The 11,606-nt window shown below is 53.9% G+C and carries 15 protein-coding genes; 3 read left to right on the top strand and 12 right to left on the bottom strand.

Features of this window, described 5'->3' with window-relative positions; genetic code table 11:
- Positions 1-14: 14 nt before the first annotated feature.
- The 7 genes from atpG to LINBF2_RS00760 all read right to left on the bottom strand — a co-directional run bounded on the left by atpG (position 15) and on the right by LINBF2_RS00760 (position 5,128).
- On the bottom strand, positions 15-881 hold the full coding sequence (gene atpG, locus LINBF2_RS00790) for a F0F1 ATP synthase subunit gamma (protein WP_104796774.1): 867 nt from the start codon (positions 879-881) through the stop codon (positions 15-17).
- A 26-nt stretch (positions 882-907) separates the two neighbouring features.
- On the bottom strand, positions 908-2,446 hold the full coding sequence (atpA, locus tag LINBF2_RS00785) for a F0F1 ATP synthase subunit alpha (protein WP_281889672.1): 1,539 nt from the start codon (positions 2,444-2,446) through the stop codon (positions 908-910).
- A 36-nt stretch (positions 2,447-2,482) separates the two neighbouring features.
- The gene (locus tag LINBF2_RS00780) at positions 2,483-3,013 is read right to left on the bottom strand and encodes a F0F1 ATP synthase subunit delta (protein ID WP_281889670.1); all 531 of its coding nucleotides are present in this window, start codon (positions 3,011-3,013) and stop codon (positions 2,483-2,485) included.
- Positions 3,014-3,022: 9 nt separating this feature from the next.
- Positions 3,023-3,493, bottom strand: coding sequence for a F0F1 ATP synthase subunit B (locus tag LINBF2_RS00775; RefSeq protein WP_104796777.1), 471 nt, complete (start codon positions 3,491-3,493; stop codon positions 3,023-3,025).
- 30 nt (positions 3,494-3,523) lie between these two features.
- Positions 3,524-3,772: a F0F1 ATP synthase subunit C gene (gene atpE / locus LINBF2_RS00770; protein WP_100147432.1), complete on the bottom strand. Its 249-nt coding sequence runs from the start codon at positions 3,770-3,772 to the stop codon at positions 3,524-3,526.
- Positions 3,773-3,833: 61 nt separating this feature from the next.
- Positions 3,834-4,691, bottom strand: coding sequence for a F0F1 ATP synthase subunit A (atpB, locus tag LINBF2_RS00765; RefSeq protein ID WP_104796778.1), 858 nt, complete (start codon positions 4,689-4,691; stop codon positions 3,834-3,836).
- Between the two features lie 14 nt (positions 4,692-4,705).
- A complete protein-coding gene (locus LINBF2_RS00760) occupies positions 4,706-5,128 on the bottom strand; it encodes an ATP synthase subunit I (RefSeq protein WP_348773711.1) in 423 nt (140 codons plus the stop codon).
- 163 nt (positions 5,129-5,291) lie between these two features.
- Between LINBF2_RS00760 and LINBF2_RS00755 the strand changes: the two genes are divergently transcribed.
- From LINBF2_RS00755 to lipA, 3 genes are read left to right on the top strand one after another with little or no spacing between them, the layout of a single operon-like run.
- A complete protein-coding gene (locus LINBF2_RS00755; protein WP_104796780.1) occupies positions 5,292-5,585 on the top strand; it encodes a DUF493 family protein in 294 nt (97 codons plus the stop codon).
- A 44-nt stretch (positions 5,586-5,629) separates the two neighbouring features.
- Positions 5,630-6,259, top strand: coding sequence for a lipoyl(octanoyl) transferase LipB (gene lipB / locus LINBF2_RS00750; RefSeq protein WP_281891254.1), 630 nt, complete (start codon positions 5,630-5,632; stop codon positions 6,257-6,259).
- Positions 6,260-6,290: 31 nt separating this feature from the next.
- Positions 6,291-7,289 carry a lipoyl synthase gene (lipA, locus tag LINBF2_RS00745; protein WP_281889666.1) on the top strand — a complete coding sequence of 333 codons (999 nt, stop codon included), beginning with the start codon at positions 6,291-6,293 and terminating at the stop codon, positions 7,287-7,289.
- Here lipA and ptsP read toward each other — a convergent pair.
- Genes ptsP through LINBF2_RS00720 form a run of 5 tightly spaced genes read right to left on the bottom strand, consistent with a single transcriptional unit; the run spans position 7,286 to position 11,525 of the window.
- Entirely contained in the window at positions 7,286-9,046 is a 1,761-nt protein-coding gene (gene ptsP / locus LINBF2_RS00740) for a phosphoenolpyruvate--protein phosphotransferase (protein ID WP_281889664.1), read from the bottom strand. The two genes, lipA and ptsP, sit on opposite strands and share 4 nt — an antisense overlap.
- A gap of 6 nt (positions 9,047-9,052) precedes the next feature.
- Positions 9,053-9,322, bottom strand: coding sequence for an HPr family phosphocarrier protein (locus LINBF2_RS00735; RefSeq protein ID WP_281889662.1), 270 nt, complete (start codon positions 9,320-9,322; stop codon positions 9,053-9,055).
- A complete protein-coding gene (locus tag LINBF2_RS00730) occupies positions 9,291-9,737 on the bottom strand; it encodes a PTS fructose transporter subunit IIA (protein WP_104796784.1) in 447 nt (148 codons plus the stop codon). Before LINBF2_RS00730 ends, LINBF2_RS00735 begins: the two co-directional genes overlap by 32 nt.
- Before the next feature lie 28 nt (positions 9,738-9,765).
- Positions 9,766-11,004: an MFS transporter gene (locus tag LINBF2_RS00725; protein WP_104796785.1), complete on the bottom strand. Its 1,239-nt coding sequence runs from the start codon at positions 11,002-11,004 to the stop codon at positions 9,766-9,768.
- Positions 11,001-11,525, bottom strand: a complete 525-nt coding sequence (locus LINBF2_RS00720) for a hypothetical protein (RefSeq protein ID WP_281889658.1) — start codon at positions 11,523-11,525, stop codon at positions 11,001-11,003. The genes LINBF2_RS00725 and LINBF2_RS00720 overlap by 4 nt, the downstream gene beginning before the upstream one ends.
- Positions 11,526-11,606 lie beyond the last annotated feature (81 nt).

Below are 11,606 nucleotides of genomic sequence, written 5' to 3'. Positions count from 1 at the left end.
TCCAAAAATTAAAATCAGACAGCAGCCGCACCTGCAACGATTTCCGAAAGTTCTTTCGTAATCGCCGCTTGACGCGTCTTGTTGTAAACCAGTTTGAGTTCGTTGATCACGTTCCCAGCGTTGTCGGTCGCAGACTTCATCGCAACCATACGGGCCGATTGCTCGGACGCCATACTTTCAGCCACGGCTTGATACACCATAGCTTCTACGTAGCGTAGCAACAATTCGTCGATGACGGTTTGTGCGTCAGGTTCGTAGATGTAGTCCCAAGTGCTGTGCACTTCGTGCGTTTTCAGCACTTCGGCCGACAAGGGCAGAAGTTGCTCAACCACAGACTCTTGCTTCATGGTGTTGATGAAACGTGTGTAGCACAGCTGGACCGAATTGATCTCGCCGTTGACATACGCATCCAACAACACCTTGACGGGGCCAATGAGTTTGTCGAGGTGAGGGGTGTCACCCAGCTGCGTCGCGTGCGACACAACTTTGACACCCGAACGACCCAAAAAGCCCAGACCCTTATTACCGATGGCCACGGCTTGCGCTTTGTGACCTTCGGTTTGCAAATCTTTCAGCTTGTTCGACAACATACGCAACACGTTGGTGTTGAGACCGCCGCACAAGCCTTTGTCTGTGGTCACCACGATAAAGCCCACGTCCTTAGCGTGGTTCACTTCCATGAAGGGGTGAACGTACTCAGGGTTGGCCTTGCCGAGGTTAGCCGCGACGTGACGAATCTTCTCGCTGTAAGGGCGAGCCGCACGCATGCGCTCTTGCGCCTTACGCATCTTAGACGCGGCGACCATTTCCATGGCTTTGGTGATCTTCTTGGTGTTTTCCACCGATTTGATCTTGCCGCGAATTTCCTTACCTGCTGCCATTTGAGGCTCCTTGTGTCAGGTAGGAATTAAGCGAAGGTTTTCTTGAACGCGTTCAAAGCTTCGGTCATTTCGGCTTCAGCCTCTTTGTCCATGGCTTTGTCGGCTTCAAGTTTGGCCAACAACTTAGCGTGCTTGTCTTTGAGGTAAGCATGCATTTCGTATTCAAAGTGCAGGACTTGCTTGACTTCGATGTCGTCCATGTAGCCTTTGTTCACAGCAAACAGGGTTGCACCCATGATGCTGATGGACTGTGGGCTGTACTGAGCTTGCTTGAGCAATTCAGTCACGCGAGCACCGCGGTCGAGCTGTTTACGTGTGGCTTCGTCGAGGTCAGAAGCGAACTGGGCAAACGCTGCCAATTCACGGTACTGAGCCAAGTCGGTACGGATACCACCGGACAAGTTCTTGATCAATTTCGTTTGCGCTGCACCACCCACGCGAGACACTGAAATACCAGCATTAATCGCAGGACGGATACCAGCGTTGAACAACGAGGTTTCCAAGAAGATTTGACCGTCAGTGATCGAAATCACGTTGGTTGGCACGAAAGCAGACACGTCACCGGCTTGGGTTTCAATGATTGGCAATGCAGTCAATGAACCAGTTTTGCCTTTGACAGCGCCTTTGGTGAAGGCTTCGACGTAGTCGGCATTCACGCGGGCAGCGCGCTCGAGCAAACGGCTGTGGAGATAGAACACGTCGCCAGGGTAAGCTTCGCGGCCTGGTGGGCGACGCAACAGCAAAGACACTTGACGGTAAGCCACAGCTTGCTTAGACAAATCGTCATACACGATCAAGGCGTCTTCGCCACGGTCGCGGAAGTATTCGCCCATCGTGCAACCTGAGTAGGCTGACACGTATTGCATCGCTGCAGATTCAGAAGCAGAAGCGGCCACAACGATGGTGTACTCCATCGCGCCAGCTTGCTCCAAAGCGCGAACCACGTTTTTGATCGACGAGGCTTTTTGGCCAATCGCGACGTAAACGCAGGTCATGTTTTGACCCTTTTGGTTGATGATGGCGTCGATCGCGACAGCCGTCTTACCAGTTTGGCGGTCACCAATGATCAATTCACGTTGACCACGGCCAACTGGCACCATGGAGTCAACAGACTTGAGACCGGTTTGCATCGGTTGGCTCACAGATTCGCGAGCGATAACGCCAGGTGCAACCTTTTCGATCACGTCGGTCATCTTGGCGTTGATTGGGCCTTTGCCGTCGATAGGCTGACCCAAAGCGTTCACCACGCGGCCAATGAGTTCAGGGCCGACTGGCACTTCCAAAATGCGACCTGTACATTTGACAACGTCACCTTCAGAGATGTGCTCGTACTCACCCAAGATCACGGCGCCGACCGAGTCGCGCTCGAGGTTCAGGGCCAGACCGAATGTATTGTTGGGGAATTCCAACATTTCGCCTTGCATCGCGTCTGACAGACCGTGCACGCGAACGATACCGTCAGTCACCGACAAAACGGTGCCTTGATTACGAACGTTGGCATCAGTGCCCAAACCTTCGATACGGCTCTTAATCAGCTCAGAGATTTCTGCTGGATTGAGTTGCATGACTCTTTCCTTCTTTCTTGTTAGGGCTAACAGGCATTAAGCCGTCAGCGCAACTTTCATTTGATCTAAACGGGCTTTGACAGAAGTGTCCAACACTTCGTCGCCCACCACCACGCGAATACCGCCAATCAGCTCAGGCTGCAAGGCCACAGAGACGTTGAGTTTGCGGCCAAAACGCTTTTCGAGAGCAGTCTTCACGTCAGCCAAAGCTGCTGCGTCGATGTCGAAAGCGCTGTACACAACAGCGTCTGCCGTACCGCTTTGCGCGTTGACATGGGCACGGAATTGCGTTGCCACTTCAGGCAATGCGCTCAAGCGACCGTTGTCAATCACGGCGCGCAAAAAGTTTTGCGCAGCAGTTGGCAATTTGGATTTGGCAACACCAACGATCAAGTCAAACACTTGGTTTGAAGTGACTTTGGGGCCTTCTGCAAATTGCAGCAATTGGGCGTTCCCAGCGATCGCTGCAAGCTCATCGAGCCATGCAGTGGTACCGCTCAGGTCTGCGGCCGAAGCCTTGAACAAAGCTTCTGCGTAAGGGCGGGCAATGGTGGCGAGTTCGGCCATGTTGTCCTCTTACAGCTCAGTCTTTAGACGACCCAACAAGTCGGCGTGAACGCTGGCATTGACTTCCTTGCGGAGAATCTGCTCGGCGCCTTTGACAGCCAATGCAGCCACTTGCTCGCGCAGGTGCTCACGGGCTTTCACGACTTCTTGCGCTGCTTCAGCGTGAGCAGCAGCCACAATCTTTTTCGCTTCATCCGAGGCGTGAGCCTTGGCTTCATCGATCAAGTGTTGGGCACGACGCTCTGCATCAGCCAACAAAGCGGTAGATTCGTTGCGGGTTTCAGCCAGCTTCAATTCCACTTCTTTGTGCGCGTTGGACAGTTCAATCTTGGCATGTTCGGCAGCAGCCAAACCATGGGCAATTTTTTCTGAACGTTCGTCGAGGGCGATTGCGATGGGTGGCCACACGAATTTCATCGTGAACCACACCAAGACCGCAAATACGATCATCTGGACGAACAGGGTTGCGTTGATACTCACGGCAACACCTTTCTTTTGGTAGTTGCTAGATTACTTCAGGACGAAGGGGTTCGCGAAAGCGAACATCATGGCGATACCAACGCCGATCAAGAAAGCAGCGTCGATCAGACCAGCCAACAAGAACATTTTGGTCTGCAATTCGTTCATCAATTCAGGCTGACGAGCAGCTGCTTCGAGGTATTTGCTACCCATGATGCCGATACCGATACAAGCACCGATAGCGCCCAAACCAATGATGAGGCCAGCTGCGAGTGCTACATAACCGAGGACGTGTTCCATTTTGTTGCTCCTAAAGAATGGATGAGAGAAAAGTTAAGAAAAAACCGAAAACGAGTGCGCTTTAGTGGGCATCATGCGCTTGACCCACATACACCAGCGTCAACATCATGAAGATGAAGGCTTGCAATGTGATGATCATGATGTGAAAGATGGCCCAGATTGAACCAGCAATGATGTGACCGATGGGCAGCAAGATGCCTGGTAATGTGGCAGCAGCGGCGCCACCCATCAAGGCGATCAACATGAACACCAATTCGCCTGCGTACATGTTACCGAACAGTCGCATGCCATGCGACACGGTCTTGGCCGCGAACTCGATCATTTGCATGATGAAGTTGACGGGCCACAAAAGAGGATGAGCACCGAAGGGAGCGCAGAACAACTCATGCACCCAGCCGCCGATACCTTTGATCTTGATGTTGTAGAACACACAGACCAACAAAACAGAAGTCGACAAGCCTAAAGTGGTGGACAAATCAGCCGAAGGCACGACACGCATGTAGGCATGGTGCGCATCGCCACCGTTCGCGCCGTAGATGATTTCCCAAATCTTGGGGAACAAATCAACAGGAAACAAGTCCATGGCGTTCATCAAGAAGATCCAGACAAACACCGTTAAAGCCAAAGGAGCCACCAACTTGCGACTCTCGGCACTGTGGATGATGCCCTTGGCTTGGCTATCCACCATCTCAACCAAGATTTCAACAGCCGCCTGAAAGCGGCCAGGTGCGTGAGCAGTAGCACCACGGGCGGCACGCCACAAGAAGAAGCTAGCAACCACACCCAACAACACAGACCAAAAAATTGAGTCAATGTTGTAAACGGAGAAGTCAATGACACCAGCCATCGGCTTGTTTTGCAGATGCGTCAGGTGGTGAACGATGTATTCACCAGCGGTCGGACCATGTTCAACAGACATTCGTTCGCTCTTCTTTAAGTTGGATCGACTGGATAAAACACTTTGCGAAAGCCAAGCGCTACCCAATACACCTTCATTGTCACGATCAGACCTGCCAACATGGCAGGCCAGCTCAAATCATTCACCAAACGCGGCGCCGCAAAAAGCATTGCCACCGTCAGGCCTATTTTGACCATCTCCCATAGGAAGAAGCCAAACACCGCAGCACTCACATTCACAGAAGCGATCCGACTGGTCAAGCCTCGTGCAAATAACGACGCGGGGACAATCACCGCCAAGGCACCATAAACCGCCGAATAAACCGCAGCCATCCGCCCCGACACAAACCATACAAGCACCGCCACCAGAAGCCCCAGCACAGCCTGGACTCCAACCACCCGCCATACCGACAGAAGGGGCTGTTGTTTGCGCAACTCGGCAGCTTGTTCAGCTGTCAACGGCTCAAACGTGTCTTGTACGTTTTCTTGATCTTCGGCTTGTATTCTGGTCATGTTTGTTTACGCCCAGGTTACATCCGCTTGCCCATATAGAACCACTAATTGTACGTGATAACACATACGCTTTCAGGCCTATCGCACCAAGAAGAGGATAATTTCGCTCATGACAAGTCCCAGCACACCCCAAGAAAACCCTCGCACAGACTCGCTGATTGAGTATCCAAGCCTATTTCCCATCAAAGTGATGGGCACCAAAGTCGACGGCTTCGTTCATGCTGTGACTTACATTGCAGAGCAATTTGACCCCACGTTTGACGCTAGCACCGTTGAGTTGCGTGAAAGCAAAGGGGGTAATTATTTAGGCGTCACCATCACCGTAACGGCGACCAGCCGTGAGCAACTCGATGAGTTGTACCGCACCCTCACCTCTCACCCGTTGGTGAAAGTGGTGCTGTGATCCAACAACTCGGCTTGGTGCCGTACCTGCCCACCTATCAGGCGATGCAGGACTTTACGGCAGCACGCACACCCGAGACACCCGACGAACTGTGGGTTTGCGAGCACCCACCCGTGTTCACGCAAGGCCTGGCCGGACATGAAGACCATTTGCTCGCACCGGGCGACATCCCTGTGGTGCCCACCAACCGCGGTGGTCAAGTGACATTTCACGGCCCGGGCCAAGTGGTGGCTTACCCGTTGATTGACCTCAAGCGCACGGGCTACTACGTCAAAGAATATGTGTACCGCATCGAAGAGGCTGTCATTCGCACATTGGCCCACTTCGGCGTGACGGGCCACCGCGTGTCTGGCGCTCCTGGCATTTATGTGCGCTTAGACGATCCACACAGCCACACCATGTTGGCACAGCGCACACAGAAAGACGCAAGCAAAGACCCAGACTTTGCAGGTCTTGGAAAAATTGCAGCACTGGGCATCAAGGTGAGCCGACATTGCACGTACCACGGCGTGGCATTGAATGTGGCCATGGATCTAAGTCCCTACCAACGCATCAACCCCTGCGGCTATCAAGGCTTGCAGACCGTCGACCTTTCTACAATCGGCGTATCGGTCAGCTGGCAAGAAGTCGCTGATGTTTTGAGCCAAAAGCTCGTTACCTATTTAGCGCCCTGAACCCAGGGCCTCCAACACAGGCTTGATTGCTATGTCCACCCCTGACAACAATGTCGTGCGCGAAGCGCAAACCGTCGAAAACTACAACGCATCAGCCAAGCAAAAAGCGGCCGCCAAACTCTCACGTATTCCCGTGAAAGTGGAACAAAGCGAAGTACTGAAAAAGCCCGATTGGATTCGCGTCAAAGCAGGCTCGCCCTCCACACGTTTTTATGAAATCAAAGACGTGCTGCGCGCCAACAAATTGGTGACCGTGTGCGAAGAAGCCAGCTGCCCCAACATCGGCGAATGCTTTGGCAAAGGCACAGCAACGTTCATGATCATGGGCGACAAGTGCACTCGTCGCTGCCCCTTCTGCGATGTGGGCCACGGCCGCCCTGACCCGCTCGACGTGAACGAGCCAGAGAACTTGGCCAAAACCATCGCCGACCTCAAACTGAAATACGTCGTCATCACCAGCGTGGACCGCGATGACTTGCGCGACGGCGGCAGCCAACACTTTGTGGACTGCATTCGCCGCACACGCGAGCTGTCACCGCAAACACAAATTGAAATCTTGGTGCCCGACTTCCGTGGCCGTGACGACCGCGCTTTGGAAATCCTCAAAGCCGCACCGCCAGACGTGATGAACCACAACATGGAAACCGTGCCACGCCTCTACAAAGAAGCGCGCCCCGGCAGCGACTACGCCTTCAGCTTGAACTTGCTCAAAAAATTCAAAGACTTGTTCCCCAACGTGCCCACCAAGAGTGGCTTGATGGTTGGCTTGGGCGAAACAGACGAAGAGATTTTGCAGGTGATGCAAGACATGCGCGACCACAACATCGACATGCTCACCATCGGCCAATACTTAGCGCCCAGCACCAGCCACATCCCCGTGCGCCGCTATGTGCACCCAGACACGTTCAAGATGTTTGAGCAGAAGGCTTACGAGATGGGCTTCAGCCATGCAGCCATCGGCGCGATGGTGCGTAGTAGCTATCACGCAGACCAGCAGGCCCACGCAGCCTCTGAAGCTGCTAAGGCTTAAAGCCCCATCAACTCGGCCGGTTCATCGCTGGCCAACACCTCTTGCGCCCACGCCTCTAAGCGTGAGGCATCCGCGCGAATCACTTCTTGTTTGACGGCCAAGATTTGCGTCGGGTGCATGGAGAAACTGCGCAACCCCAAGCCCAACAGCAGGCGTGTCATGGCAGGGTCGCCTGCCATTTCGCCGCACACACTCACGCCTTTACCTTGTGAACGGCTTTCGGCAATCGTATCGGCCAACAAGCGCAACACGGCAGGATGCAGCGGGTCATACAAATGCGCCACTAACTCGTCTGCGCGATCAATGGCCAAGGTGTATTGAATCAAGTCGTTGGTGCCAATCGACAAGTAGTCGAAATGGCGCAAGAACATCTTCACGCTCAGCGCCGCCGCAGGCACTTCAATCATGGCGCCCACTTTCACAGGGCCAAACACCTCACCCCGTGCGTCGAGTTGCTTGCGCGCTTTGTCGAGCAGCGCCAATGTTTGTTTGATCTCTCGCGCATGCGCCAGCATGGGAATGAGTAAGTGCACTTGGCCGTGCGCCGCTGCACGCAAGATGGCACGCAGTTGCGTCAAGAACATGGCAGGGTCAGCCAAGCTCCAACGAATCGCACGCAATCCCAAAGCTGGGTTGAGGTGCGTTTCATCTTTGATGGTGCGATCCAAAGGTTTGTCCGCGCCAATGTCCACCGTGCGAATGGTGACGGGCAAACCCTTCATGCCATCCACCGCACGTTTGTATGCTTGGTATTGCTCTTCTTCATCGGGCAGCGCACCTGCGCGACCCATGAACAAAAACTCGCTGCGGAACAAGCCCACGCCGACAGCACCCACATCCAATGCGGCGGGCGAATCTTCTGGCATCTCAATGTTGGCCAACAAGTCCACGCGCTGGCCATCAAGTGTGACAGCGGGCGTGTGACGCAAACGCAAAAGACGTTCACGCTCTAGGTCGGCTTGACGCTGCTTGAATCCGTACTCGGCCAAGATGATGGGCGAAGGATTGACGATGACCACGCCGGCATCACCGTCGATGATGATCCAGTCATCTTGACGCACCAACTGACTGGCCGTGCGCGCACCAACCACCGCAGGAATATCCAAGCTGCGAGCCACGATGGCCGTGTGTGATGTCTTGCCACCCACATCCGTGACAAAGCCCGTGAACACGCTCTGCTTGAACTGCAACATGTCAGCGGGCGACAAATCGTGCGCCACCAACACAAGGGGCACATCCATCTCATCATCGAGTTGCAGGTCTTGTTGGCGGGGCTGATTGCTGCGTTTGGTGGATGGGTGCGGCATGACATGTGTCACGCCTTTCATGTGGCGCAGCATGCGCTCGACCACTTGCTCTAAATCACCTTTGCGCTCGCGCAAATAGGCGTCATCCATTTCGTCAAATTGACGCGCCACCACATCCAGCTGCGAGGTCAACGCCCACTCGGCGTTGTACAAACGCTCTTTGATCCACCCCGTCACACCATCGGCCAGCATGGTGTCTTGCAACAACATCAAGTGCACTTCCAAGATGGCGGACAACTCTGGCGGCGAATCTTTTGGCAGGTTGTCATGCAAGCTTTGCAGCTCGGCAGACACCGCCTCGCGTGCTTGCGTCAAACGCTGGAGCTCCGAGCTCACTTGCTCTTGCTCAATGAAGTAATGCGCGACATCCACACGACTAGACGCCACCAACACAGCACGCCCAATGGCAATGCCGCGTGCGACTGCAAGACCGTGGATTGAAAACGTCATCGTGCGTTACTCGCCTTCACCAAATTTATCGGCAATCAAGGCCAACAAGCCATCCATGGCTTCTTGCTCTTGTGTGCCATCGGTTTCAAGTTCAACGTCGCTGCCAATGCCTGCCGCCAACATCATGACACCCATGATGCTTTTGGCATTCACACGGCGATCGCCTTTGCTGATCCACACCTCACATGGGAAGCTGCCGGCGAGCTTGGTGAGCTTGGCAGACGCACGTGCGTGCAGGCCTAATTTATTGCTGATGGTCGTTGTAGTTTTGATCATGGATTCGACGGTTTTGATTTTGAGGAGCGGTGATGGCAACTTGCATCACACCTTGCGTGCCGCCTGTCAGGGCGCGCGCCACCAGCGCATCAAGCGACTCATGGCGATAACACACCGATCTAAAGAGCATGGGTAAATTCACACCCGCAATGAGTTTGGCATTGCTGCCCAGCACTAGCTTTTGCGCCACATTGGCAGGCGTTGCACCAAAGATATCGGTCAACACCAACAAGCCGCTGTCCAAAGCAGAACCTGCCGCGTCTAAGGCCTGAGCCAAGGTGTCTTCTGGTTGCGCATGTGGCAAGACATCGAGAGCGATGACATCCGCTGAACACTCGGAATACACATGCATGGCACAGTCACGCAAGGCGCTGGCCAGCGGCGCATGGGCAATGATGAGGATGCGGTTATTCATAGAAAGGAAAAGTGCGTTGCGCAGATTATCAGCTGTCAGATTTGTGTTTTAAAAAATAGCCATAAGACGCAAGACAGCAGACAAAAAAGACGGCCATGGCCAACTGAAACGATTGCAGCTCTTGCCAGCCAGCGGCCTTGAAACCGTCAATCATCAGCCCCATGCCCCACTGCACCACAAATACACCTAAGAACAGCACCAAGTTGTAGGCTGACAACGCACGCCCCGCCAACGCGGAAGGGAACGCCATACCGACCGCAGGTTGTGCCAACGACACGAATGAGCTACTGATGCAAAACAGCGCCCAATGCAGGGCCCCAGCATCCGAACCTGCCAACACGATGTAGATCTGCACGCAAAAATTCAGCGGCACACCGTAGGTCATCAATTTGTTGGCATTCAAGCCGCGTGCGTACAACATGGGCGTGACCAAACCCCAGAGCCAAAATGTGACCAACATACACACGTTGATCCAGAACAAGCCCGTCGCCGCCTCAAGCGACGAATAACCCGCCACTTTGATCATCCAAGGTCCAGCCCACAGAGTTTGCATGGCAATCAAGCCACCGTAGTTGAAGAAGCCCATTGGTGTGAGGCTTCGAAAGTAGGGGTGTGCCCACACTTGCGCGTAGCTGGCCAAAATACCCACAGGTTTAGCTTGTGTCGGGAGTGAATCGGGCTGCTTTGCCACACGCCATTTGGGCACTTGCCACATCATCAGCCCCATGGAAAGAACGATCAACAAGGCCAGTCCAACAAACATCCAGCGCCAACCGATGACCGGCAGCAACCACTGAACGGGCAAGGTAGACGCCAACATGCCGAATGCACCTGTCATCAACATCCATGAATTAGCCCGCTGCTGTTTCTCCATCACCAACCAGCGGCGATAACCCGTGAGAGGCGCCATCAAACAAGCACTCACGCCCACACCAATGAGCACGCGCGCCAACAATAGCCCGCCAAAGTCAGTTGCCCACGAGAACGCCAAACACCCCAAGACAGCCACACCTAAAAAACTCAGCACGACTTTTTTGGGGCCATGTTGATCTAGCCAGTGGCCCATCGGCAATTGCGTGAGTGCGAAACCAAAAAAATAACCTCCAGCTAAAAGCCCAAGGTCACGCGCTTGCAAACCAAACTCGAGGGTCAAGGTCGGAGACAGCGTCGCCGTGATCGCCCGCAGCAAAGCAGACAGAAAGTAGGCCGATGCAAAAGCAACAAACACCCACACCGCCGCTCGGCGCGACAACACATCGTGGTTCATGGCAACTTGATTCCTGAAAAATATGTTTCTGCAGCCTCTGGCAAACCTTTGTCTTTGGTTTTGCCATACACCGCAGCTTGGTAAATTTTGTTGCCATAGGCAAACCAAACCCACTGCACTTGGTGCGCATCCGTCAGAACGTGCGTGCGTGCAGACAATCCATGATCACTCACCCCTTTGATCGCCCAGTTTTGTGATGTGGCGTCGCCAGGCTTGGCATTGGCTGCTGCCAAGCCCGCCAAACGCCAGGCTCGTATGGACTCTTCTGCACTCAAACCTTGCTGCGCGTTCATATGCCCAAAGGTGAATTGCATTTGGCTTGCTTCACATCCATACAAGGACAAGCTAGTTTCTACATCGTGATTGACAACTCGCAGAGCAACAGTTCGCGTGGCTTGGTCGGGCTTGCAAGGCATCAACACCATGACGTCGGATGCGTCCACACTGACTTGTCGCCAATTCAAGGCAGGCGAACAAGCGACTAGCGTCAGCGCCAGAATGAACCAAATGATTGAACGCATCACATACCGTTTCATACTCGCATTATCCAATCAAGCAAACGGGGCATGACGTCTAGTCCAAGCCCCGCTCAAATCAGCATA

This window comes from Limnohabitans sp. TEGF004 (genome assembly GCF_027924965.1).
In the GTDB taxonomy this organism is placed as follows: Bacteria; Pseudomonadota; Gammaproteobacteria; order Burkholderiales; family Burkholderiaceae_C; genus Limnohabitans.
This window is presented reverse-complemented; position numbering and strand designations above follow the sequence as displayed.